General features: G+C 49.1%; 27 protein-coding genes and 1 tRNA gene. 25 read left to right on the forward strand and 3 right to left on the reverse strand.

Going from position 1 to position 24,812, the window contains the following annotated elements; all coding sequences use genetic code 11:
• Positions 1-14 precede the first annotated feature (14 nt).
• From nagZ to MET42_RS0105415, 7 genes are all read left to right on the forward strand, one after another.
• Entirely contained in the window at positions 15-1,061 is a 1,047-nt protein-coding gene (gene nagZ, locus MET42_RS0105385) for a beta-N-acetylhexosaminidase (protein ID WP_019881793.1), read from the forward strand.
• A gap of 72 nt (positions 1,062-1,133) precedes the next feature.
• Positions 1,134-2,033 carry a lipid A hydroxylase LpxO gene (gene lpxO / locus MET42_RS0105390; protein WP_019881795.1) on the forward strand — a complete coding sequence of 300 codons (900 nt, stop codon included), beginning with the start codon at positions 1,134-1,136 and terminating at the stop codon, positions 2,031-2,033.
• 113 nt (positions 2,034-2,146) lie between these two features.
• Positions 2,147-2,833 (forward strand): Bax inhibitor-1 family protein, encoded by a 687-nt coding sequence (locus tag MET42_RS0105395; RefSeq protein ID WP_019881796.1) that lies wholly within the window; start codon positions 2,147-2,149, stop codon positions 2,831-2,833.
• A gap of 134 nt (positions 2,834-2,967) precedes the next feature.
• Complete coding sequence (locus tag MET42_RS0105400; protein ID WP_019881797.1) at positions 2,968-3,561, forward strand: PEP-CTERM sorting domain-containing protein; 594 nt, start codon at positions 2,968-2,970, stop codon at positions 3,559-3,561.
• Between the two features lie 239 nt (positions 3,562-3,800).
• On the forward strand, positions 3,801-6,377 hold the full coding sequence (locus tag MET42_RS0105405; protein WP_019881798.1) for a TonB-dependent receptor: 2,577 nt from the start codon (positions 3,801-3,803) through the stop codon (positions 6,375-6,377).
• A gap of 418 nt (positions 6,378-6,795) precedes the next feature.
• Positions 6,796-7,638 carry a PEP-CTERM sorting domain-containing protein gene (locus tag MET42_RS0105410; protein WP_019881799.1) on the forward strand — a complete coding sequence of 281 codons (843 nt, stop codon included), beginning with the start codon at positions 6,796-6,798 and terminating at the stop codon, positions 7,636-7,638.
• A gap of 94 nt (positions 7,639-7,732) precedes the next feature.
• Positions 7,733-8,536 carry a PEP-CTERM sorting domain-containing protein gene (locus tag MET42_RS0105415; RefSeq protein WP_232411339.1) on the forward strand — a complete coding sequence of 268 codons (804 nt, stop codon included), beginning with the start codon at positions 7,733-7,735 and terminating at the stop codon, positions 8,534-8,536.
• 79 nt (positions 8,537-8,615) lie between these two features.
• On the opposite strand, the gene tadA is transcribed toward MET42_RS0105415, so the two are convergent.
• From tadA to MET42_RS0105430, 3 genes are read right to left on the reverse strand one after another with little or no spacing between them, the layout of a single operon-like run.
• Positions 8,616-9,080 (reverse strand): tRNA adenosine(34) deaminase TadA, encoded by a 465-nt coding sequence (gene tadA / locus MET42_RS0105420; protein WP_019881801.1) that lies wholly within the window; start codon positions 9,078-9,080, stop codon positions 8,616-8,618.
• A 7-nt stretch (positions 9,081-9,087) separates the two neighbouring features.
• Positions 9,088-9,543 carry a phosphate-starvation-inducible PsiE family protein gene (locus MET42_RS0105425; protein WP_019881802.1) on the reverse strand — a complete coding sequence of 152 codons (456 nt, stop codon included), beginning with the start codon at positions 9,541-9,543 and terminating at the stop codon, positions 9,088-9,090.
• 36 nt (positions 9,544-9,579) lie between these two features.
• The gene (locus MET42_RS0105430) at positions 9,580-10,497 is read right to left on the reverse strand and encodes a LysR family transcriptional regulator (protein ID WP_019881803.1); all 918 of its coding nucleotides are present in this window, start codon (positions 10,495-10,497) and stop codon (positions 9,580-9,582) included.
• Positions 10,498-10,601: 104 nt separating this feature from the next.
• Here MET42_RS0105430 and MET42_RS0105435 point away from each other — a divergent pair, with 104 nt between their 5' ends.
• From MET42_RS0105435 to nuoK, 18 genes are all read left to right on the forward strand, one after another.
• Positions 10,602-11,312 (forward strand): pirin family protein, encoded by a 711-nt coding sequence (locus MET42_RS0105435; RefSeq protein ID WP_019881804.1) that lies wholly within the window; start codon positions 10,602-10,604, stop codon positions 11,310-11,312.
• A gap of 44 nt (positions 11,313-11,356) precedes the next feature.
• Positions 11,357-11,929 (forward strand): flavodoxin family protein, encoded by a 573-nt coding sequence (locus tag MET42_RS0105440; RefSeq protein WP_019881805.1) that lies wholly within the window; start codon positions 11,357-11,359, stop codon positions 11,927-11,929.
• A 34-nt stretch (positions 11,930-11,963) separates the two neighbouring features.
• Entirely contained in the window at positions 11,964-12,536 is a 573-nt protein-coding gene (locus MET42_RS0105445) for a YceI family protein (RefSeq protein ID WP_019881806.1), read from the forward strand.
• A gap of 69 nt (positions 12,537-12,605) precedes the next feature.
• Positions 12,606-13,685, forward strand: coding sequence for an alkene reductase (locus MET42_RS0105450; protein ID WP_019881807.1), 1,080 nt, complete (start codon positions 12,606-12,608; stop codon positions 13,683-13,685).
• A 148-nt stretch (positions 13,686-13,833) separates the two neighbouring features.
• Positions 13,834-14,628: a triose-phosphate isomerase gene (gene tpiA / locus MET42_RS0105455; RefSeq protein WP_051089054.1), complete on the forward strand. Its 795-nt coding sequence runs from the start codon at positions 13,834-13,836 to the stop codon at positions 14,626-14,628.
• A gap of 52 nt (positions 14,629-14,680) precedes the next feature.
• Positions 14,681-15,025 (forward strand): preprotein translocase subunit SecG, encoded by a 345-nt coding sequence (gene secG / locus MET42_RS0105460; protein ID WP_019881810.1) that lies wholly within the window; start codon positions 14,681-14,683, stop codon positions 15,023-15,025.
• Positions 15,026-15,031: 6 nt separating this feature from the next.
• Positions 15,032-15,116 (forward strand) — tRNA-Leu (locus tag MET42_RS0105465).
• Between the two features lie 145 nt (positions 15,117-15,261).
• Entirely contained in the window at positions 15,262-15,591 is a 330-nt protein-coding gene (locus MET42_RS0105470) for an NADH-quinone oxidoreductase subunit A (protein WP_019881811.1), read from the forward strand.
• 6 nt (positions 15,592-15,597) lie between these two features.
• Positions 15,598-16,077 carry an NADH-quinone oxidoreductase subunit B family protein gene (locus tag MET42_RS0105475; RefSeq protein ID WP_019881812.1) on the forward strand — a complete coding sequence of 160 codons (480 nt, stop codon included), beginning with the start codon at positions 15,598-15,600 and terminating at the stop codon, positions 16,075-16,077.
• Positions 16,078-16,121: 44 nt separating this feature from the next.
• Complete coding sequence (locus tag MET42_RS0105480; RefSeq protein WP_019881813.1) at positions 16,122-16,718, forward strand: NADH-quinone oxidoreductase subunit C; 597 nt, start codon at positions 16,122-16,124, stop codon at positions 16,716-16,718.
• The gene (locus MET42_RS0105485; protein ID WP_019881814.1) at positions 16,711-17,964 is read left to right on the forward strand and encodes an NADH-quinone oxidoreductase subunit D; all 1,254 of its coding nucleotides are present in this window, start codon (positions 16,711-16,713) and stop codon (positions 17,962-17,964) included. The genes MET42_RS0105480 and MET42_RS0105485 overlap by 8 nt, the downstream gene beginning before the upstream one ends.
• A gap of 47 nt (positions 17,965-18,011) precedes the next feature.
• On the forward strand, positions 18,012-18,491 hold the full coding sequence (gene nuoE, locus MET42_RS0105490) for an NADH-quinone oxidoreductase subunit NuoE (protein WP_019881815.1): 480 nt from the start codon (positions 18,012-18,014) through the stop codon (positions 18,489-18,491).
• A gap of 10 nt (positions 18,492-18,501) precedes the next feature.
• Positions 18,502-19,836, forward strand: coding sequence for an NADH-quinone oxidoreductase subunit NuoF (gene nuoF, locus MET42_RS0105495; RefSeq protein WP_019881816.1), 1,335 nt, complete (start codon positions 18,502-18,504; stop codon positions 19,834-19,836).
• A gap of 26 nt (positions 19,837-19,862) precedes the next feature.
• Positions 19,863-22,295: an NADH-quinone oxidoreductase subunit NuoG gene (gene nuoG / locus MET42_RS0105500; RefSeq protein ID WP_019881818.1), complete on the forward strand. Its 2,433-nt coding sequence runs from the start codon at positions 19,863-19,865 to the stop codon at positions 22,293-22,295.
• Position 22,296: 1 nt separating this feature from the next.
• The gene (gene nuoH / locus MET42_RS0105505) at positions 22,297-23,325 is read left to right on the forward strand and encodes an NADH-quinone oxidoreductase subunit NuoH (RefSeq protein WP_019881819.1); all 1,029 of its coding nucleotides are present in this window, start codon (positions 22,297-22,299) and stop codon (positions 23,323-23,325) included.
• A 39-nt stretch (positions 23,326-23,364) separates the two neighbouring features.
• The gene (nuoI, locus tag MET42_RS0105510; protein ID WP_019881820.1) at positions 23,365-23,856 is read left to right on the forward strand and encodes an NADH-quinone oxidoreductase subunit NuoI; all 492 of its coding nucleotides are present in this window, start codon (positions 23,365-23,367) and stop codon (positions 23,854-23,856) included.
• A 16-nt stretch (positions 23,857-23,872) separates the two neighbouring features.
• Positions 23,873-24,499 (forward strand): NADH-quinone oxidoreductase subunit J, encoded by a 627-nt coding sequence (locus MET42_RS0105515; protein ID WP_019881822.1) that lies wholly within the window; start codon positions 23,873-23,875, stop codon positions 24,497-24,499.
• Between the two features lie 2 nt (positions 24,500-24,501).
• The gene (gene nuoK, locus MET42_RS0105520) at positions 24,502-24,807 is read left to right on the forward strand and encodes an NADH-quinone oxidoreductase subunit NuoK (protein WP_019881823.1); all 306 of its coding nucleotides are present in this window, start codon (positions 24,502-24,504) and stop codon (positions 24,805-24,807) included.
• Positions 24,808-24,812: the final 5 nt, after the last annotated feature.

Raw genomic sequence — 24,812 nt, forward strand, 5'->3', positions numbered from 1 at the left:
AATAGGAATATGTTATGTCTTTAGGTCCCGTCATGCTGGATGTGGTTGGCAAAGAGCTCACTGCTGATGACATCCGCCGTTTGCAACATCCGCTGGTAGGCGGGGTGATTTTGTTTGCGCGTAACTTTGAGAGTTGCGAGCAACTCAGGGCGCTGACGGCAAGCATCCATGCCGTGCGTCAGCCGCCGTTGTTAATTGCAGTTGATCATGAAGGCGGCCGGGTACAGCGTTTCAGGGAAGGCTTTAGCAAGATTCCGCCCATGCGTGAATTTGGCCATATCTGGGACAAAAATCCACGCAAGGCTAAAGAGCTGGCGGTGGAGGCAGGCTATGTGCTGGGCGCCGAGTTGCGTGCGCATGGTGTGGATTTTAGTTTTACGCCGGTGCTGGACATGGATTATGGTGACAGCCTGGTCATCGGTGACCGTGCGTTTCACCGCGACCCGCAAGCGATCAACGAGTTGGCGTTCAGTTTGATGCAAGGCCTGAAAAAAGCGGGCATGGCTGCGGTGGGCAAGCATTTCCCGGGTCATGGCTTTGTGGTGGCTGATTCGCATGTGAGTATCCCGGTCGATGAGCGCGAGTTTGACCAGATTGCGCAAAACGACATGCAGCCCTTTGTACGCATGATAGACGAAGGCATGCACGCAGTGATGCCTGCGCATGTGATTTACCCTAAAGTAGACGAAAAACCTGCCGGGTTCTCGCCACGCTGGTTACAGAAGGTATTGCGCGAGCGCCTGGGCTTTAATGGCGTGATTTTTAGTGATGATTTGAGCATGGAAGGTGCGACCGTCGCAGGGAATGTGACAGCGCGCACTTTGGCGGCGTTGAATGCGGGTTGCGATATGGTCTTGCTATGTAACCGCCCTGATTTGGCAGATGAATTACTGGCAAACCTGGACTGGAAAATCTCGGCACAAAGTATTGCGCGCCTGGCGCGCATGCATGGCGGGCACCATCCGCAGGACATGGTTGGCTTGCGTGAATCTGCTTATTATGTGGATGCGATAAAAAGGGTGGCTATGGTTGGTCAAAAAGAGTCTGATTTGTTTGCCTGAATCAACGGTGATGCGCTAAGCTAGTCTATTATTGATAGCAATCTAATAACTGTGTAAGCAACGGTATCGATTATGAAATGGATTATTCTCGGGATATTCTTATCCTCAGTCAGTTATGTTCACTTTCGCGGTAAAGTGCGGCATCGTTTTTACCGCCAGGTGTTTGACCACTCAGGCATCGTGTCACCGTTTAATGTATTTTTATACATGTTCTCAAAAGCACCGACCACGCCTTATTTGTCGGTGAATGAATTCCCTGAGTTGAAGTTAATCACCGACCGTTGGCAGGAAATTCGTGAAGAGGCTTTACACGTACGCGAACAAGAGCGCATTGCGGCGGCACAAACCAATAACGACGCGGGTTTTAACTCATTTTTTAAAACCGGCTGGAAGCGTTTCTACCTTAAATGGTATGACGCACATCATCCTTCTGCCAGCATTTATTGCCCGAAAACAGTGGCTTTGTTGCAAAGTATTCCCAGTGTGAAAGCGGCCATGTTTGCTGAGTTGCCGCCAGGTGCTCACTTGCGCCCGCACCGTGACCCGTACGCGGGCTCCTTGCGTTTTCATTTGGGCTTGGCGACGCCTAATAATGATCAGTGTTTTATCCGTGTCGATGGTGAAGACTATAGCTGGCGCGATGGCCAGGCGGTGATGTTTGACGAAACCTATATCCATGAAGCGTATAACAAGACCGACGAAACGCGTGTGATTCTGTTCTGCGATATTGAGCGTCCCATGCGCTATGGCTGGGCACAGGCAATCAATCGTTTCCTGGCGAATACCATTGTCACTGCCGCTAGTTCACCGAACGAAGCAGGAGACCAAACTGGCGTGATTAACCGCTTGTTCCACTATGCCTGGGTCGTTGGGCAATATCGCCGTCGTTTTAAAAAGTGGAATAAAAATGTGTATCAAATCACACGTATCATTTTGATTGCATTGGTTTGTTATGCGATCTGGAAGCTGTAGTTAACAGATAGCTTCACACAAATGTCATGATTAAAACTTGAAACTTTGTGCGTTTGCCATTATCTTAATCCTAAGTAAGTTTTAAAAAAGTTTTATTGAGAGGAAAAAACACTATGTCAGATATGCAAGTTTTAGGTCGTGAGAGTAATGTATCCGCGGCGCAAAATCGCGTGCTGCGTAATACATATGCTTTGCTCGGCTTGAGCATGGTGCCGACGGTGATTGGTGCTTATGTCGGCATGCAAATGAATTTTGGCTGGATGGCCGCACATCCGTTCATGTTTGCCATTGGCTTTATGGCCGTGATGTTCGGCATGTTCAAGCTGATCGCTGTGAACCAGAATAGTGGTGTAGGCGTCTGGTTGTTGTTGGCCATGACCTTTGTTTTCGGCGTGATGTTAGGCCCGATTCTGCAATTTGCACTGCATCTGCGTAACGGTGCCGAGATCGTTGGTCTGGCTGCTGCCGGTACAGGGATTACTTTCCTGAGTCTGGCTGCCATCGGTTCTTCACCTGCGCGTGATTTCAGCGGCATGGGCAAGTTCCTGATGATCGGCCTGATCCTGGCGATTGTGGCTGGTTTGGCTAATATGTTCTTCCAGATTCCTGCTTTGTCACTGGCCATTTCTGGTGTATCCGTACTCATTTTCTCAGGCTACATTTTGTATGACGTCAACCAGATCGTACGTGGTGGTCAAACCAACTATGTGATGGCAACCCTGAATCTGTATCTGGATATCTACAACTTGTTTGTTAACTTGTTGAACATCCTGCTTGCTTTACTGGGCAACCGCGATTAAGCATAGATTAAGATTCAAATAAAAAACCCGCCAATTGGCGGGTTTTTTATTAGCCCATTTGGGGTATTGCATTAAATACATATCAGGCATACAGTTGTCGTTCTAATTTTTACAACGGTTGAGAAGGGGGATGTATGTCAGTAGTAACAAAAACTTTGTGTGCGGTTGCTGTGTGTGGCGCATTATCAGCACCTGCTCAGTCCGCAGTGATTTTTTCAGATAATTTTGATAGTTATACCGCTGGTTTAAATGTGACTGATTTTGCTGGTAACTGGACCGTGACCAACGGCACAGTCGATGTAATTGGTAATGGCTATTTTGATTTCTACCCTGGTAACGGCTTATATATCGATTTGGATGGCAGTACAAGTGACGCCGGTGACTTTAGCTCCAAAGCCCTGAATGTGGCTGCCGGGACGTATACACTGGAGTTCGTCTTGTCCGGCAGTACACGTGGTGAGTCAAATACAGTAGACGTCAGTTTTGGTAGCTATAACGAAACCTTTAACCTGACTTCTGATGCGCCAGTCACTATTTATACACGTACTGTAAATTTTGCTTCTAACTCATTAGCCTCGGTCGTATTTAAAAATGGTGGTGGCGACAACATGGGGGCATTGCTATTGAATGTCTCAGTCGCCTCAGTGCCTGAAGCCGAAACGGCTGCCATGATGCTCGCTGGTTTAGGCATTATGGGTTCTATTGTGCGCCGCAGAAAATCTACTTAAGCAATAAACTGGTTGTTATGAAACAAAAGCCCGCTTAATGCGGGCTTTTTTTATTTGCGCGATGTTTATTGCGTAGCAAATGGTTTGCTCTGTATGGTTTATTGCAGCCAAAGCGGCTGCCAGCAACCGTTAAAAGTGGTTGTAAAGATTAATTAAATCGTAACTGTATGATTATATTGATCTAATTATTCTGATTGAGATGGTTTGATTTTTGCAATCTTCCCCTGCGGAGGGGAAGTATGTTAAATAAAAAAATAAAGTCGGTGCTGTTTCTTGCCGCGTATTCTTGTGTCTCAATGGCAGCTGATGACAGTGGTGAGAAACCATCTAATAACAATAAAAACACAACGGATTCGAATAAGACAATTCAGTTAGACGAAATTGAGGTTAAGGCCAAGCGCTTGAAAATTATTACACCGTTGCCAGGCGTGCCAATTGATAAGGCTACAGCAACCACAAATATTCAAAGCGCTACATCCAAAGAAATTGAAGAGACTAAAGCCCTCAATATAACGGAGTTTATGAATGGTAATCTCCAGTCTGTGACAACGAATGATTATGCGGGTAATCCGTTTCAGCAAGATTTGAATTTCCGTGGGTTTACGGCGTCACCTGCCATAGGAACACCACAGGGTATTTCTGTCTATCTGGATGGAGTACGGATTAACGAGGCATTCGGTGAGGTTGTGAACTGGGATCTTATTCCCATGAATGCCATTTCAAGTCTGAATTTAATTCCTGGCTCTAATCCATTATTTGGCTTGAATACTATTGGGGGGGCGCTCGCGATTCGAACAAAAGATGGATTCTCAGACAATTATTTCCGCTCTCAATATCTAACCGGCGCTTGGGGGAGAGATCAATTCCAGTTGTCAAACGGGGTGAACAACGGGCAGTTTGGCTTTTTTACTGCTTACAACCATTTTAAAGAGGATGGTTGGAGGGATAACTCACCTAGTAATGTGCGCCAATTGTTTAACAAGGCGACTTTGAGGTTTGATAAGGCTGAGTTTAATCTAACTGCATTGAATGTTGATACCGCATTAGTTGGAAATGGCATGTTGCCATTTGAGATGGCTGCGCAGGATCGGGAGCAGGTATTTACATCGCCCGATGCGGTGAAAAACTCGCTAGAGCATTACAACTTTAGTGGTAGCTGGTATGTGAATGACACATTAACTTTATCTGGCATGGCTTATAAAAGGAAAATGAATCAGACGGCGGTCAGTGCTGATGTTTATGACGCGTACAGACAGTTGGTTTCAGCTTGGGGGGATGATGTTGATGGTGACGGCGTTGTTGATGCCGGTAAGATTAATGGGCTTTTTAACTATTCAAATCTTAATCAGGCTAGTGATGGTTTTACACTTCAGGCTGCTTTTGACCTTGAAAAACATCAAATTGTTGCAGGCGTATCCCTTGATACCAACAAGGTGGATTTCTTGCAGTCACAGCAGCTTGGCGAAATAAATGATGCCGACCATTCAGTGTCAGTTGTGACTGACCCTATTTTTGGTGACTTTGGATATTTTCCCGCGTACATGACGATTGTCAGAAATAAGCTCAAGGGGACTAGCAAGACTGAGAGTGCATTTATTTTCGATACTTGGTCACCGACTGATAATGTACATATCAGTATGGGGGCTCGTATGAATTGGGCAAATGTTAAAAATACCTTGGTGTCAGACTCTGGGAAAGAGTTTTATAACTTTACGACGAATGATCTTAGGCCAGTCAGGCAAAAGTGCTTGGTTCCTGGCGATGTTAGTCCGAGTAGGGGCCGTTTTATATGTAGTGAAGGTGATTATGATTACCGCAGCTTTAATCCTTCACTGGGCGTTACCTGGGAGGTTAAAGATAATCTTTCTACCTATGCAAACGTGAGCCGGGGAGCGCGAACCCCAACAGTAATCGAACTCGGGTGTGCAAACGATCCGACTAAAAGTAATGCGCCGGGGAGTACTAACTATCAATTCGGCTGCTCAATTCCAACTTCTTTATCATCTGATCCGTATTTAAAGCAAATTCGCTCAACGGCTTATGAGACCGGCTTGCGCGGTGAAAATGGGGGGTGGGACTGGAATATCGGGTATTTCAGAACAGAAATCACCGACGATATTTTATTTGTACCTTTGGGACGAAAAAACCGCGGTGTTTTTAACAACTTTGGGCGAACCCTGCGCGAAGGCTTGGAAATGGGGTTTAAAGGGAATTTTGACCAGGATAAGTTTAGTCTCAATTACACCTTGATGGCCGCAACATTTGAGTCTTCAGCGCGCATCATTAACGATGCCAATAGTACTAACGGCCAAACTTCCGCAGGAAATGCCGCACAGGCATTTGTTGATGTGCGCTCGGGAGATGAGATACCCGGCATGCCCAATCACATTATTCAAGCGAACTGGAATCATCGTTTTACTGATAAGTTTGATGCTACGTTATCTATGGTGATGCATTCCTCAGCTTATGTGCGCGGTAATGAAAACAATAGGCATCAGCCACGCGACGCTTTACCTGGGGAGCGTTATGATTACATAGGCGATGGCTCCACTGCCGGGTATGCCGTATTTAATCTGAGAGCAAATTATAAATTCAGACCCGGCGTCAATGCCTATTTAAAGTTCGATAATATATTCGATCGTGAATATTCTACTGCGGGTGCACTTGGTCGAAATCCATTTAGCGCCAGTGGCAACTTTCAAACCAATTCAAGCTCATGGAACAATACAACCTTTATTGGTCCAGGCGCTCCTAGAGCCATATGGATTGGCGTCTCTCTTGATTGGGACTGGAAAAACAAGGCTCTAAAAGATTAGTGTCGTCAAATGTATTGTAAAAGCCGATATCGAATGATGTCGGCTTTTTTCTTTTGGTGGTTAAGAACAGCCAAGGGTGGTTCATTTAAGCCATGTCAGTTCTAAGTTGATAGGTCTTACTTGTAATTATTCGCATATTTATGTCGTCCTTAATGGTGCTTCTTCGGGTGGGAATTGAAATTTCCCAATAAAAAACAGTTGGTTATGGTGGTTTTTAGTGTGTTGACAAGAGTTTACCTATGATTTTTTCTGTGCGTGGGACGAGGTGGCATATCTTTTGCAGATAGTGAATGAACTGTTATAAGCCGTTTTTGGTGTAGAAAAATATCCAGAGTTTGGGAGCAGTTAAGCGCGAGCGCTCCGTCATGAAGGTTGCTCGTGACAACAATTCGAAAGCTTAATTTTTAGGAGAAGATGGATGAAGTTAAAAATAGCAATGCTTGCCACCTTAATGGCTCTTGGCGTCAATGCTGCAAATGCGGGTCAGTTTGTGACGTTGACCAGTGGTAATGGCACTAATTTGACATTGGCTAATGGTGGCTTGATCAACGGTGCCAATAGCCTGAATGCTGACAAATTTTATATTGAAAACCTGGCTTCAACCACTTATCTGGCTGGATATGAATATGGCTCAGATAACGGCACCATCGCGAGTACGTTGAATTACAGAGCATTTACTGGTGCGAATTCAACCTTTGGTACATTGACGCTGGTGGATTATAAAATCACTGAAAATGTCACGCTGTTGCCCGGTATTCCTCAAGCGACTGTGTTTGATTATGTTTATCGCGATAGTCTGGATGGCAAGCTGGTATTTGGTACTCGCTATTTGAACTTGGTAGACAACGATCAAGAGGTGAACTACCTGTATCGCCAAGGTGCAGGCGGTAATGTTTCTACATCATGGACTTTTTTAAGTGACTATGATTTGCGTATGTATCAAGCCGGCCAAACAAGCGATATTACTTATAACTCATCAGTGAGCTATGTTGATGGCATCGTGCGTCAAAAGGCTGATATCAGTGTTTCCGAAGGTAATCCTTGGTCTGGTTTGTATCTGGTGAAAACAGATGCAGTTAATTATGGTCTTGGCGCAAATGCAATTGGATACTATCAGGCAGGTGAAGAGGGGCAAGCTGTTGTTGGTGGCTTCCTTACTGGCTTTATTGCTACTCCAGTGCCAGAAGCCGACGCCTATGCCTTGATGATGGCCGGACTTGGTGTAGTTGGCGTTGCGGCCCGTCGCCGTAAATCAAAATAATTGGCTTATTAAAACAATATGCCATGAAAAAAAGAGCGGGGAGCACAAGCTACCCCGCCATCTAATTAATGACAATTTGTGAGGAAATAATACTATGAAAGCAACTATGTTGAAACAATCTTTTGCTATTGCAGCATTTACGCTGGCAGCAACCTCTAGCGCCTATGCTGGTGGTTTTGTTGATCTTGTGAATACCGGTGCACGTACACCTGGCAGCACTAATAATACAGGTACTGATGCGTTTTACCTGGGTGTTGATCTGCCATCAACCTGGACATTGCAAGCAACACAAACTTCTACTGTTTACTCACCAGTGAATAGTGCAGTTGTTGGCTCTTTCATTGATTCTGTATGGCTTGATAGTGCTACTAACTCCTACATCATTGGTAGCTATTTCCAGTTAGATAACAACACAAACGGTATTACAGAGATCAACTCTATCGTACGTAGCGGTTTTGCTGACTATACAGGTACATTGTCTGCAGCTTGGGTATATGCTTCAGATGTTTATGGCTCTGCACCTGCTGATGGTTATCGTTTGCGTGATCCTTCACGTTCTGACTATATTGCATCATACAATGCAACAACTGCCGCGACAGGCGCATATTATGACGCTGACAAAGTGGCTATTCGTACAGACGTAAGTATTGGTGAAGACAACCCTAACAGTGGTTTGTATTTAATCAGCTTTAGTGCCAATAACTATTCTTATGAGTGGGTAAGCAACGCAGTGCATATCGTGCAAGGTGCCTCTACAAATGAAGGAGGTCGTATTCGCCAAGATATGTGGTTGAGTGGTTTTGCTGTGACTCAAGTGCCAGAAGCTGAAACCTATGCTATGTTCATGGCCGGTTTGGGTTTGATGGGCGCGGTTGTTCGCCGTCGTAAATCTGCTTAATTGCGTTTAATTAAGTAGTGAAAACAAACCCGCCAATGGCGGGGTTGTTGTTTTGAAAGGTGCTGTGTTCGGTAATGGATTAAACTTTTGATTTTTCCAGTCTGCGTTGCCTGAAAAAGTCACTCAGCAGCGCGCCACATTCTGCGGCCAGTATGTCATTATTGACTTGGCAATGGTGATTCAGTTTCTGTTCAGCCATGAGGTTCACCACACTGCCACAGCAGCCGGTTTTGGGGTCGCTGGCACCATACACTAGCCGTGCGATGCGGGCATGCTGAATGGCGCCACTGCACATGGCACATGGCTCTAGTGTGACGTAGAGTGTGCAGTCTACTAGGCGGTAATTGCCCAGGTGTTGGGCGGCCTCGCGCATGGCCTGGATTTCGGCATGTGCAGTCGGGTCGTTGAGGCTGATCGGGGTGTTACGGCCTTTGCCAATGATGATGCCATCTTTGACGACGATAGCACCGACCGGGACCTCTCCCAGAGCAGCAGCTTCGGCTGCCAGCATCATGGCCTGGCGCATAAAGTCTTCATCTTGCATGTGCTGGTTACCTGCTGCTGCTTTTATCGGCCAGACGAATCAGGATATACACCAGCCCCATAATAAAAGCACCTGCCAGCCAGATGCCGATTTCTTCATAGGTAGGTGTGGCATCTTGTACCGGTAGCACGATCAGTTTGCGCAAAAACATGACCAGTACGACTTCAATAAAGGTTTCTACCAGCAGTTTGTGGCCGCGCAGATAGCGGATTTCAGCAGAAATCAGGGCCGAGATCGACCAGAGCAACATCAGCGTGCCTAGTGCACGCAAAAAGCCATGTACCAGGTTGTGGGCGTAGGCAGCTTCTTTGACGTCGAGAAAAAACAGCCAGGTGAACATGATGACTGAAGTCGCCAGCGCCAATCCAATAATGATATGCGCCAGTCCATTTAGCCAAAGCATGGCTTTAATGGCAATACGGTTAAGCGGTTCGAATTCTTCAGGCAGTTGTTCTTGTGACATATTGCGTCCATTTCATCATACATCGATGATGATAAATCATTTGCTCAGCAATTGCTCCAATGGTAGTTGCGAACATTGTTTTAGCAGCCACTGCATGGCTTTGCCCATCTCAGATGGACGTTGCTGGCGCCAGGCAATAAATGTGGGGCCAACCGGCTTGGGTTCAGATACCTGTTTAATTATGAGTTGCTCGTTTTCTGCGGCGGCCTGGGCCAGGGATTTTGGCAGGTAGCCAATGGCAATGCCGGAAATTTGTGCCTGCAATTTGGTTTGCATGTCCGGGACGGTCAAAATATCCTGGCCGGAGAGAATGCCTGAGGTGCGTGGTGGCAGGTTACGTGAGCTGTCGGCCGCGGCTACCACGCGATGTTGCACGATATCGCTGGCACTCAAGGGTTCCGGCAGGGCGGCCAGTGGATGATGCGGGGCAACTGCAAATACAAATTCCAGTTGGCCGAGCAAATGGGTGGAGAATACCCCACCGGGTGGCGCATCACCGGGCGCGCCGATTGAAATATCAGCCCGGCCGGATTGTAATGCGTCCCAGCTGCCACCATAGACTTCACGCAGCAATTTGACGCGGGTGCCGAATTCTTGCTGGTAAAAGTCTTGCAGGATATGCAGGATGGGTTTGAAGTCGAACAGGTCGCTGACAGCAATCGTAATGTCGGTTTCTACGCCCGTAGCAATACGCTGCACGCGTCGTTCCAGTGTGTGTGCCGCATCCAGCAAGTAGCGGCCTTCTTTCAGCAGTTCGAGGCCTGCTTGTGTGAGCGTGGCGCGATGACCGCTGCGGTCAAATAATTCCAGCCCCAGATCTTCTTCCAGCCTGCGAATGGTATAGGTTAGCGCAGAGGGCACGCGATAAAGGGATTCGGCTGCGGCGGCAAAGCTGCCTTTGCGGTCAATGGCATCAATGACTTCGAGGGCTTCGAGACTGAGTTTGATTGTCATGTGAGGTTAATCAAAAAAACTGAACAAGAGATGCAAAATGTTTTGCTATCAAAAGATTAAGTGTTTTTTTATCATACAGTTAATCTTTCAAATGGAGTGAATAAATGTTACATGTTCGCCCTTCCAATACACGTGGTTACGCTAACCATGGCTGGCTGGAAAGCTTTCACAGCTTTTCATTCGCCAGTTATTACGACCCTGAGCATATGGGATATTCGGTGTTGCGCGTGATCAATGATGACAAAGTTGCGCCAACGACCGGTTTTGGTATGCATGGCCATCAGGACATGGAGATTATTACCTATATGCTGGCAGGTGAACTGCGGCATACCGACAGCATGGGCCATAGTGAAGTGATACGTGCCGGGGATGTACAGCGCATGACGGCGGGCACGGGTGTGCGCCATAGCGAGATGAATGCCTCCGCAGAAACGACCGCACATTTGTTGCAGATATGGATTACGCCTGACACTTTGGGGCTGCCACCCGGTTATGAAGACAAAACCATTTCGCTCAAAGATAAGCAAAACCGCTGGGCGCTGATTGCTTCGCCTGGTGCGCAGGCAGGGTCATTAAAAGTGCATCAGGATGTGTCACTGTATGCCACTGTGCTGACGGCCGATGCGGCTTTGCCTGTTCATGTCATGGCCGGTCGCTCCGCTTATCTGCATATTGCCCGCGGCGAAGTAGAGATTGATGGCCAGCGCCTGCAAGCGGGGGATGCGCTCATGGTGGATGCGGCGAGTGAGTTGAGTATGCGCGCTGTCAATGAGAGTGAAGTGTTGTGGTTTGATTTGCCACAAGTTGGCGAATAATCGTTTGAATTATTGATTTTGAATTATTGATAAGGAGCTAAAAAATGACTCAGGTTTCAATTGTTTATCATAGTGGTTATGGGCACACGGCTGAGCAGGCCAAAGCAGTGGCACGTGGCGCACAAAAAGTGGCGGGCGTGACGGTGAATCTGCTGACGGTGGATGAAGCGCAGCGGCAATGGGATTTGCTCAAGGCCAGTGATGCGATTATTTTTGGTAGCCCAACCTATATGGGCTCTGCTTCTGCGCAATTTAAAGCCTTTATGGATGCCAGTTCTAAAGCCTGGTACACGCGTGACTGGCAAGACAAAATTGCCGCAGGTTTCACCACTTCAGCCAGCCAGAGTGGCGATAAATTGAATACCTTGGCGCAATTGTCAGTGTTCGCAGCCCAGCATGGCATGATTTGGGTCAGTTTGGGTTTGCTGCCGGGGAACAATCACAGCAATGGTTCGGTCAACGACTTAAATCGTTTGGGTAGCTTTTTGGGCGCCATGGCGCAGGCCAACTCCGATCAAGGCCCGGATTTGGCGCCGATTCAGAGTGATTTGCTGACAGCTGAGCACTTGGGTGAGCGTGTGGCAACGACGACCAAGCGATTTTCAAAATCTGCATAACGTAGCGATTAACTAAAAACAAAGGAGACTATAAGTGAAAAAAATCATTCTTGCGCTGGGGTTGTTGACAGCTTCACAGGTGTGGGCGGCGACCGATACCTACAACATCGATGCTACCCATAGCTTTGCTAACTTCAGCATTCGCCATGTGGTGTCAAAAACTACGGGTACTTTTAACGATGTGACCGGTGTGGTGACGCTGGATCCTGCCAACCTGAATACGGCAACTGTACGTGCGGCGATTAATGTCAGCAGTGTGAATACCGGTTTCGGCAAGCGTGACGAGCATATCAAGGCGGATAAATACCTAGATGTGGGCAAGTACACGCAAATTCTGTTTGAAAGCACAAAGTTTACTGCCAGCAGCCAGACGCAGGCGGTGATGCAAGGCAAATTGACCATCCATGGTGTGACCAAAGTGGTGGATATTCCGGTCAAAGTATTGGGTTATGGTTCAGACCCATGGGGCGGCCAACGTGCGGGTTTTGAAGGTCATTTGACTATCAAGGCTTCAGATTATGGTTTTGGCTGGGCAGCAGGTGCGAACGCGCCTGTGGGGGATGATATTGAAATCACCTTGCTGATTGAAGGCGTGAAAGCTAAATAAGCGTAATTAAGCAAGTGGCTGCGCGGGCGAAGTGCCTGCGCGACTACTGACCTTTAAGGGAGCAGGTAAATGGCATTGGATTTGTTTTCCCCAGTCAAGTTAGGCAACATTGCCTTGCAAAACCGTGTGGTCATGGCGCCACTGACGCGCAACCGTGCGGGCGAGGGCGGTGTGCCGCAGGCAATGAACGTCACCTATTACGAGCAGCGCGCAACGGCAGGCCTGATTATTACTGAGGCCACGCCGATCTCGCCAATGGCGCATGGTTATCCGGCGTTGCCAGGCATTTATACGGACGCACAAGTCGCGGGCTGGAAAAAAGTCACTGATGCCGTGCATGCCAAGGGCGGCAAAATTGTGATTCAGTTGTGGCATGTGGGGCGTATTTCACACCCTAGCTTACTGCCTAACCAGGCTACACCTGTCGCGCCTTCGGCCTTGAAGCCTGCCGGTCAGGCGTTTACTTATCAGGGTTTGCAAGATTACGTGACGCCGCGGGCGTTGGATGTTGCTGAGTTGGCTGGCATTGTGCAGGATTATGTGCACGCCACACGTTGTGCCATTGCAGCGGGGTTTGATGGCGTGGAAGTGCATGCGGCGAATGGCTATCTGCTAGACCAGTTTTTGCGTGATGGTAGCAATCAGCGCCAGGATCAATATGGCGGCTCCCTTGAAAACCGTACGCGCCTTTTGCTGGAGGTGGTGCAGACTGTGGTCAATACCATAGGCGCCGATAAAGTCGGTGTACGTTTATCTCCGGTGAATCCATTCAATGACATGCGAGATAGTCAGCCGCAACAGACGTTCAATTATGTTGCGCAGGCATTGAATCCATTCAACCTGGCTTACCTGCATGCTGTGGAAGGTGGCATTCATGGCGGGGGTGAGTCTGAGCCGTTTGACTTTGCGACATTCCGTCAGCTGTTTAATAATGGCTATATCGCTAACCTGAGTTATGACAAGGCGCGCGGTGATGCGGCGATTGCCAGCGGTCATGCCGATGCGGTGGCTTACGGGGTGCCGTTTATTGCCAACCCCGATCTGGTGGCGCGTTTTGCTAGCAATGCGTCCCTCAATGCAGCAGACTCAGCGACTTTTTATGGTGGTACCGAGCATGGCTATACTGACTATCCGTTTTTAACGGCTTAATGGATTCGCAACGGGTGTGTTGCACGAATGCTGCCGATTCGTTGCAATATGCCCTGTTGTGCTTGCCGCTCACTGTATGCGGGCGTAAAATTCGCGCAACGCGAATTCAACCGAACTAACGCTCTGTACATTGTGAGTTAATTTCTGCATGTCCCGCTCTGATATCACTCCCTTATCCCCACGCAAACTTGTTGTTGCCAATTGGAAAATGCATGGCAGCCTGGTCCGCAACCAGGCGCTGCTTGATGGCTATCTGCAAGGCTTGCAATCCTTACCGCAAACCGATGTGGTGGTGTGTGTGCCTTACCCTTATCTGGCGCAAGTGCAATCTGCGCTGGCCGGCACCGCCGTTGCCTGGGGGGCGCAAAATATTGCCAAGTATGAAGAGGGCGCTTATACCGGCGAAGTGAGCGCGGAAATGCTGCGTGACTTTGGTGCACACCATGTCATTATCGGCCACTCCGAGCGTAGTACTGCCTATTGCGAGTCGGATGAAAATATTGCCGAAAAATTCATGATGGCCAAACGTCATGGCTTAATCCCGATCTTGTGTGTTGGTGAAACTTTGCTGGAGCGTGAAGCTGGCGTGATGGAGCGTGTGGTTGGCAAGCAGCTTGAAACCATTATCCGGTTGTTTGGTGGTGAGGCGTTTGCGCACACTATTGTGTCTTACGAACCGATCTGGGCTATCGGCACCGGCCTGGCGGCCTCCGCTGAGCAAGCTGTGGCCATGCACCAGTTTATTCGTGACACCGTTGCTGCCGCAGATAAAACCGCGGCGGATAGCTTAAAAATCCTCTACGGGGGCAGCGTAAACCCGCAAAATGCGGTACAATTATTAAATCAGAAGGAAATAGATGGCGCGCTGGTCGGCCGTTGCTCTCTAGATGTTGAGCAATTTATAAAAATATGTCAGGCCGTTCCTGAAAACAGCGTCATCTAGATAGCGAAGATGCCAAAAGCTTAATCGTTATTTAATTATGGATTAAAGAAATATGGAAAATGTCATTCTCGTCATTCATGTGCTGGCAGCCGCTGCCGTGATTGGCTTGGTCTTATTACAGCATGGCAAGGGCGCCGATATGGGTGCCGCCTTTGGAAGTGGTGCCTCCGGCAGTTTGTTCGGGGTGTCCGGCTCTTCTAACTTGCTCAGCAAGCTGACATCGATTTTTATTACAGTGTTTTTTGCAACTAGCTTGACGCTGGCATTTATGTCCAGTCATAAAGCAAGTTCTGGCAGCGTGGTTAAATCTGCGTTGACACAACAGGCTCCGGCCAAAGGTGAAGCTGCGGAAGCGGTTAAGCCAGTTGAAAATACACCCAAAGATATTCCTAATTAATACTTAGCCGTCGTGGTGGAATTGGTAGACACGCTATCTTGAGGGGGTAGTGACGAAAGTCGTGCGAGTTCGAGTCTCGCCGACGGCACCAGTCCCATGTTGTTTTGCGACGTGGCTGGATGGGAATTGGTTATTTGGGAGTATTTCAATGTGCTGTTGGGCATGATGCATTGAAATCACTTGTTAACATGATCGATTAAGGCAAATCAGTGTTAGAAAACTATTTCCCAATTCTGATGTTTATCCTGGTCGGCCTGGGCGTAGGCTTGGGGCCGCTGATTGCAGGTAAAATTCTCTCTCCGCACAAACCTGATGCGGAAAAAAACTCCCCTTATGAGTGCGGCTTTGAAGCGTTTGAAGATGCGCGTATGAAGTTCGATGTACGTTATTATCTGGTCGCCATTCTGTTTATTCTGTTTGATCTCGAAATTGCATTTCTTTTCCCGTGGGCGGTGGTGATTCAGGAAATTGGGTCTGCCGGCTTCTGGGCAATGATGGTCTTTTTGTTTGTATTGGTGGTCGGCTTCATCTTTGAATGGATGAAGGGCGCCCTTGAATGGGATTAATGCAAAATGAGCATTGAAGGCGTATTGGAAAAAGGGTTTGTCACTACCACGCTAGACACGGTGATTAACTACACTCGCACGGGCTCTTTATGGCCGATGACGTTTGGTCTGGCCTGTTGTGCCGTGGAAATGATGCATGCTGGTGCTTCGCGTTACGATCTGGACCGCTTTGGCATTGTGTTCCGCCCGAGTCCGCGCCAGTCTGACGTGATGATTGTCGCCGGTACGCTGGTGAACAAAATGGCACCTGCCTTGCGCAAGGTTTACGATCAGATGGCTGAGCCACGCTGGGTAATCTCCATGGGCAGCTGTGCCAACGGTGGTGGCTATTATCATTATTCTTATGCTGTGGTGCGTGGCTGTGACCGCATCGTGCCCGTGGATGTTTATGTGCCTGGTTGCCCGCCTACAGCTGAAGCCTTGTTATACGGCATTATCCAGTTGCAAAAGAAAATCAGACGTACCAACACCATCGCCAGAACCTGATGTTGACCGATTATCCAGAATACTTAAGCCCAAGAAATTAAACTATGTCCGCAAAACTCGAACATTTGTCCGCGCAGCTCAAGTTGGCCTTGGGTGATGGTGTGGTCAGGCTGGAGCAAAAGCTGGGTGAAATCACAGTAGAAGTCCATGTGAAGCACCTGTTGGCTGTGACTGAACGATTGAAAACACATGCTGAGCTTAAATTTGAACAGCTGATTGACTTATGTGGCGTGGATTATTCTGATTACGGTGATGGCCGTTGGGAAGGTCAGCGCTACGCCGTGGTATTGCATTTGCTTTCTGTGAGCTTGAATCAGCGTGTGCGTATCCGTGCCTTTGCTGCCGATGATGATTTTCCGGTATTTCCGACCTTGGTGGATATCTGGCCGGTAGCTAACTGGTTTGAGCGCGAAGCGTTTGACCTCTACGGCATTATGTTTGAGAACCACCCTGATTTACGTCGCTTGCTGACGGATTACGGGTTTGTCGGCCATCCTTTCCGCAAAGATTTCCCTATGATTGGTAATGTTGAAATGCGTTATGACCCAGTGCAGCAGCGCGTGATTTATCAGCCAGTGTCTATAGAGCAGCGTAACAATGTGCCGCGCGTGATTCGTGACGAAGGTGCGCACCATGGCTGAGATTAAAAACTATACGATGAACTTCGGTCCGCAGCACCCTGCGGCACACGGGGTATTGCGTCTGGTGCTGGAGCTCGACGGTGAGGTCATTCAACGCGCCGATCCGCATATTGGTTTGTTGCATCGCGGCACGGAAAAATTGGCTGAAAACCGTACTTATCTGCAAAGTGTGCCTTATATGGATCGTTTGGACTATGTGTCCATGATGGCCAACGAGCATGCTTATGTGATGGCGATTGAAAAAATGCTGGGTATTGATGTGCCGGTACGTGCGCAATATATCCGTGTTATGTTTGATGAGATCACGCGTATCCTCAACCATTTGCTGTGGTTGGGCGCGCATGCGCTGGACGTCGGCGCCATGACGGTGTTTTTGTATGCATTCCGCGAGCGTGAAGACTTGTTCGACGTCTATGAGGCTGTATCTGGCGCGCGTATGCATGCGGCGTATTACCGTCCAGGCGGTGTTTATCGTGACCTGCCGGAAAAAATGCCGCAGCACGAAACCACCAAATTCCGCAGTGCCGACGAAATCAAAAAACTCAATGAGAACCGCCAGGGTTCCATGCTGGACTTCATCGAAGACTTTACCAAGCGCTTTCCTACTTATGTCGATGAGTATGAAACACTGTTGACTGATAATCGTATCTGGAAGCAGCGTACCGTGGGCATCGGCGTGGTAACGCCTGAACGTGCACTGGCATTGGGCTTGACGGGCGCCATGTTGCGCGGCTCTGGCATTGCCTGGGATTTGCGCAAAAAACAGCCGTATGAAGTCTACGACAAAATGGATTTCGATATCCCGATTGGTGTGAACGGTGACTGTTATGACCGTTACCTGGTGCGCGTGGAAGAGATGCGCCAGTCCAACCGCATCATCAAACAGTGTATCGACTGGTTGCGCAAAAATCCGGGCGCGGTCATCACGGATGACAACAAGATTGCACCGCCTAACCGCGAAGGCATGAAAACCAATATGGAAGATTTGATTCACCACTTCAAGTTGTTTACCGAAGGCTTCCATGTGCCTGCCGGTGAAGCATATGCAGCGGTAGAGCATCCTAAAGGTGAGTTTGGGATTTATATGGTGTCTGATGGCGCCAATAAGCCTTATCGTTTGAAAATTCGGGCGCCGGGCTTTCCACATCTGGCCGCGCTGGATGAGATGACGCGAGGTCATATGATTGCTGACTTGGTCGCAATTATTGGTACACAAGATATTGTGTTCGGTGAAATTGACAGATAACCGGAACGACGTGATAGCACGGATCGGAAAGATAGTAAGGGTCAAGCATGCTCAGTGCAGAATCAATTGAAAAGATTGAATACGAACTGTCGAAATATCCAAAAGACAGGCGTCAGGCGGCAGTGATGTCGGCCTTGAGGATTGTCCAAATGGAACGTGGCTGGTTATCCAAGGAAAGTATTTCCGAGGTTGCCAAGTATTTGCGTATCCCGGAAATCGCTGCGCTGGAAGTCGCGACTTTCTACAATATGTACGATCTGACGCCGGTGGGTCAGCACAAGATTACGATCTGTACCAATATCTCTTGCATGCTGCGAGGCTCGGACGAGATTGTGGAGCATTTGCAACACAAGCTCGGTGTTGGGTTTAACGAAGTGACGCCTGATGGCAAGTTCTGCCTGAAAGAGGGCGAGTGCATGGGCTGTTGTGGTGGTGCGCCGTTATTGCATGTGAATAACAGCGATATGCACGAATTTTTGACCACTGAAAAAGTGGATGCCCTCATTAACGAGTTAAATAAGGGCTAGGGCGCTGAACATGGCAAAAACTTCAAACGCGACATTGAATAGTAAACCTGTGGTCAAGACGGATCTTGCCGGGCAGACCCTGGTCACCTTGCGGACGCTGGCAGAAGATAATCCTTCTTCACTGGCGACCTATGAAAAATTGGGCGGCTATGCGCAGCTCAAACGCCTGGTGGCAGAGAAAGTAAAAGCGCCTGATATTATCAGCCAGGTCAAAGTGTCTAACTTACGTGGCCGCGGTGGTGCTGGTTTCCCAACCGGCCTCAAGTGGAGCTTTATGCCACGTTATTACGATGGCACTAAGTATCTGGTGTGTAACACCGATGAAGGCGAGCCAGGCACGTTTAAAGACCGCGATATTATCCGCTATAACCCGCACCAACTGATTGAAGGCATGGCCATTGCCGCCTATACCCTGGGTGCACGCGTTGGTTATAACTACATTCACGGTGAAATCTGGCAAGACTACGAGATTTTTGAAGCGGCGCTGGCAGAAGCGCGTGAGGCTGGTTATCTGGGTGAAAACCTGTTTGGCTCCGAGTTCAGCTTTGATCTATATGCGGTGCATGGCTATGGCGCTTATATCTGCGGTGAAGAAACGGCACTGATTGAGTCGATTGAAGGCAAAAAAGGCCAGCCACGTTTTAAACCGCCATTCCCGGCCAGTTATGGCGTGTTTGGCAAACCAACCAACGTCAATAACACCGAAAGCTACGCGTCTATCCCCTGGATTATGCAGCATGGTGGCCAGGCATTTTCTGATCTGGGTGTGCCTAACTCTGGTGGTAGCAAATTATTTTCGGTATCTGGCCATGTTGAAAAACCTGGCAACTATGAAATCAAAATGGGCACGCCTTTTAAAGACTTGCTCGATATGGCGGGTGGTATCTGGAAAGGCCGTCAGTTAAAGGCTGTGATTCCAGGTGGCCCATCTACCGCCGTCATGCCAGCGAGTGCTATTGAAAATGCCACTATGGATTATGACGGTCTGAGCAAGGCGGGGTCCAGCCTGGGTGCGGGTTCCATGATCGTCATGGACGAAACCACTTGTATGGTTAAAACGCTTAAACGCCTCAGCTACTTCTTTTATGAAGAAAGCTGCGGTCAATGTACGCCGTGCCGCGAAGGCACCGGCTGGGTCTATCGTATTATTGAGCGCATCGTCGACGGCAAAGGCAAAATGGAAGATCTCGATCTGCTGACGGATTTAAGCAACAACATTTCCGGCCGTACCATTTGTGCGTTGGGCGATGCTGCGGCGACACCCGTGTTGAGCTTTATCAAACATTTCCGCCCTGAATTTGAATATTACATCCAGCATGGCAAGTCCATGGTCGATGGTAAATAAACGCTATCAAGCTTAACGGTAATCACATGCTAAACATCGAAATTGACGGCAAACCACTAGAAGTCGAACACGGCAGCACCATTATTGATGCTGCGGACGCGGTAGGTATCGCGATCCCGCGTTTTTGTTACCACAAAAAGCTGTCGGTGGCCGCCAACTGTCGTATGTGCCTGGTGCAGGTAGAGAAATTCAACAAGCCTTTGCCTGCCTGTGCGACGCCAGTGGCTGATGGCATGAAGATCTATACCCGTAGTAAATCTGCGGTAGAAGCCCAGCAAAGCGTGATGGAATTTTTGTTGATTAACCACCCGCTGGATTGCCCGATTTGCGATCAGGGCGGTGAGTGTGATTTACAGGATATTGCCGTGGCTTACGGCGCCTCCGGCTCTCGTTATACCGAAGAAAAGCGTGTGGTGTTCAATAAAAATATCGGCCCTCTAGTCAGTACCGATATGACGCGTTGTATCCAGTGTACGCGCTGCGTGCGCTTCCTCAAGGAAGTTGGCGGCATGCAGGAGCTGGGGCTGGTCAACCGGGGCGAGCATGCTGAAATTACTGCCTATGTCGATCAATCCGTCAACTCCGAACTGAGCGGCAATATTATTGATCTGTGCCCGGTTGGTGCGTTGACCAGCAAGCCGTTCCGCTACTCTGCCCGTAGCTGGGAGCTGGTACGCAGACCTTCTATTGCGCCGCATGATGGCCTGGGTTCGCATATTGAAGTGCATGTCAAAGACAATAAAGTCATGCGTGTATTGCCGCGTGAAAAAGAGTCGATTAACGAATGCTGGTTATCTGACCGCGACCGTTTTTCTTACGAAGGCCTCAATAGCCCGGACCGCCTCAAAGTGCCGATGATCAAGCACAACGGTCAATGGCAGGAAACCGACTGGAAAACCGCGCTGGAGTTTGCCGCAGGTCAGTTGAAAGACATCACCAAAGAATATGGCGGCGATGCCTTGGGTGTGCTGGTTTCACCTAATAGCACTATGGAAGAGGGCTACCTGATCAAGCAACTGGCTGAGGGATTGGGCAGTGGCAACATCGATTACCGCCTGCGTCAGACCGATTTCCGCCTGGATGGTAAACGGACAGGTACGCCATGGATGGGCTGCAATATCCAGGAAATCGAAGAGCTGGATCGTATCCTGCTGATTGGTTCTAATCTGCGCAACGAGCATCCATTACTGGCACAGCGTATCCGCAAGGCGGTGGCGAATGGTGCTGAGCTGTGCATTGTCAGCCCGCTGGATAACGACCCATTGATGGATATCGCGCATAAGGTCATTGTGCGTCCTAACGATATGGTGAACGTGTTGGGCCAGATTCTGAAAGCCATGTCCGGCTTGCAAAAGCTGTCACTGTGCTTGCCACCGACTCTGAATACATTGCTGGAAGAAATCCAGGTTCGTCCAAACACACAGAAAATTGCCGAATGCCTGGCTGGTATCAGTGAAGAGCTGATCCTGATCGCGCCTAAAGTCGGTATTTTCCTCGGCAATATGGCCTTGAGTGATCCCCGTTTTACCGAAATGTATAGTATGGCCGAAGCTATCGGTGGTATCACAGGCGCTAAAGGTGGTATTTTGCCGCCAGCTGCCAACAGTACCGGTATGCACCTGATGGGCGTGATGCCTTCAGCCACGGGCATGCATGCGCGTGCCATGATTGAGGTGCCACGCAAGGCTTATCTGCTGTTAAATATCGAACCTGAGCTGGATTGCCAGCATGCGGCCCTGGCCAGCGATGCCATGGCTAAAGCGGAGTGTGTGATTGCATTGACGGCGTATAAGTCTGCGGCACTTGATAACGCAGATATCCTGTTGCCGATTGCGCCATTTACCGAAACCTCAGGCACATTTATGAGTATGGAAGGCCGTGTACAAAGCTTCCAGGCGGTGACCCGGCCACTAGGCGAAGCGCGTCCAGGCTGGAAAGTACTGCGTGTACTGGCCAATACATTAGGGCTGCCGGGCTTTGATTTCAACAGTTCAGAAGACGTGAAAAACGCCATCTTTAATGGTGAAAAACCGTCTGCAGTGGTATGGCGTAGTCTGAACAACAACTTGAAAGAGTTGGTAGAAATTCAGGTCAATATCAAAAAAGAAGGTTTACAACGCATTGGCGAAGTGCCGCAATACGAGTTTGACCCGATTGTGCGTCGTTCAGCCCCTTTGCAAAAAACCAAATACAACATTCGTCCCATGGCGCGCATGCGTGCCGAGCAATTGGCCGACTTGGGCTTGCAGGATGGCGATATTGTGGTTGCGCGTCAGGATAAAGGCAGTGCCGTACTTAAAGTACGTGTGGATAACCATGTGGCCAAGGGTTGCGTGCGTGTTGCTGCGGCGCATCCGTTGACGGCTGGCCTGGGTGACCTGATGGGCGATATCACCATTGAAAAAGCGTCGGCCGATCAAGTGGCGATTTACGAAAAACAACTGACCGAGATGGCATAACATGCAATTCTTTGCTGAATTATTTGGCTCCTACTGGGCAGACGTGCAACTGGTGGTGTGGACGCTGATTAAAATCGTGGCCATTGTGCTGCCGCTGATGATCGGTGTGGCTTACCTGACCTTGGCTGAGCGTAAGGTGATTGGCTATATGCAAGTGCGCATTGGCCCTAACCGCGTTGGTTATTGGGGCCTGCTGCAACCGTTGGCGGATGGCCTGAAACTGCTGTTTAAAGAAATCATCCTGCCTACGGCTTCTAACAAGGCATTGTTCTTTATCGGGCCGGTGTTGGCGATTGCGCCAGCGTTTGCTGCCTGGGCGGTGATCCCGTTTGATGCGACCCTGGTGCTGGCGAATGTGGATGCTGGTTTGCTGTATATCCTGGCCATGACCTCGGTCGCGGTGTATGGCGTGATTATTGCCGGTTGGGCATCCAACTCCAAGTATGCTTTCTTGGGTGCGTTGCGTTCAGCAGCACAGATCGTGTCTTACGAAATCGCCATGGGCTTTACCCTGGTGGGCGTACTCATGTGTGCCAACTCTTTGAACCTGGGTAATATTGTGATGGGCCAGGAGGGCGGTTTCTGGCACTGGTATTTCCTGCCGTTGTTCCCACTGTTTGTCGTGTATTTCATTAGTGCCGTGGCCGAAACCAACCGCGCACCATTTGACGTGGCCGAAGGTGAATCCGAGATTGTGGCTGGTTTCCATGTCGAGTATTCCGGCATGGCGTTTGCCGTCTTCTTCCTGGCTGAATACGCCAACATGATGCTGGTTTCCATGCTGGCTGCGCTGATGTTCCTTGGTGGCTGGTTGTCGCCGGTCCCTTTCCTGCCAGACAGCATTTTGTGGTTGCTGGCAAAAGTTGCTTTCCTGCTCTTCCTGTTTCTATGGTTCCGCGCCACCTTCCCGCGCTATCGCTATGACCAGATCATGCGTTTGGGCTGGAAAGTATTTATTCCCATCACGCTGGTCTGGATTGTTGTGGTTGGGGCGATGATGCAAACACAATGGGCTTATTTGTTCCACTAAACCGGGCGATGCACAAACAGGGATTTTGGAAACCTTACCATGTTGAATTCGATTAAAAATACATTGGGCAGTTTGATGTTGGTGGAAATGCTGAAAGGCATGGCCCTGACCGGACGCTATTTCTTTGCCAAGAAGATTACGATTCAGTATCCGGAAGAACGGACGCCACAATCTAACCGTTTCCGTGGCTTGCATGCCTTACGCCGCTACCCGAACGGCGAAGAGCGATGCATTGCCTGCAAATTGTGTGAAGCCGTTTGCCCGGCGATGGCTATCACGATTGAATCGGACCAGCGTGACGACGGCACCCGCCGTACCACGCGTTACGATATCGACCTGACCAAGTGTATTTTCTGCGGCTTTTGTGAAGAATCCTGCCCGGTAGATAGCATTGTAGAAACCCGTATTTTTGATTACCACGGCGAACAGCGTGGTGACCTGATCTATACCAAACAAATGTTGCTGGAAGTCGGCGACAAGTATGAGGCGCAAATTGCAGAAGACCGCGCCCAGGACAAGGTCTATCGATAGGCGAGACAGGATAATCATGTTATTTACCGATATTGTTTTTTACGTACTGTCAGCCATTCTGCTGTTTTCCGGCATCCGCGTGATCACCACGCGTAACCCAGTACATGCAGCGCTGTTCCTGGTATTGGCCTTTTTTACTGCCGCGGGTATCTGGCTGTTGCTTGAAGCTGAGTTTCTGGCGATCGCGCTGATTCTGGTCTACGTCGGGGCGGTGATGGTGCTGTTCCTGTTTGTGGTGATGATGCTGGATATCAACCTCGACAAATTGCGTGAGGGTTTCTGGGAGTACCTGCCCATGGCGGGTCTGATCGGTGTACTCATGGTGGTCGAGATGACGATGGTGCTGGCCGAGAAAAACCTGCATCCTAGCGAGGCCGTTGAACTGCCAGCCAATTACAGTAATACCGCGGCCTTGGGTAAAGTGCTGTATACCGACTATCTGTTGCCGTTTGAGTTGGCTGCCGTGGTCTTACTGGTAGCGATGATCGCGGCCATTGTACTGACCTTGCGTGAACGTAAAGACAATAAATCCATGAACCCGGCAGACCAGGTAAAAGTGAAGCGCAGCGATCGTATTCGCATTGTATCTATGCCCGCCGAAGTAGAAGAAGCGCCAGCAGTGGCGGCAGAGGAGAAAAAGTAATCATGGTCGGTTTGTCTCATTACCTGATTCTGGGGGCGCTGATGTTTGCGATCAGTGTGATTGGTATTTTCCTCAACCGCAAAAACGTGATTATTCTGCTGATGGCCATCGAGTTGATGCTGTTGGCCGTCAACCTGAACTTTATCGCCTTTTCACACTACCTGAACGATATCGCTGGCCAGGTATTTGTGTTCTTTATCCTGACCGTGGCCGCCGCAGAGTCTGCCATTGGCCTGGCGATTCTGGTGGTGTTGTTCCGTAACTTGCGCACCATCAACGTCGACGATCTGGATCAGTTAAAAGGTTAAGCATA

It is taken from the genome of Methylophilus sp. 42, from assembly GCF_000384155.1.
Lineage (GTDB): Bacteria > Pseudomonadota > Gammaproteobacteria > Burkholderiales > Methylophilaceae > Methylophilus.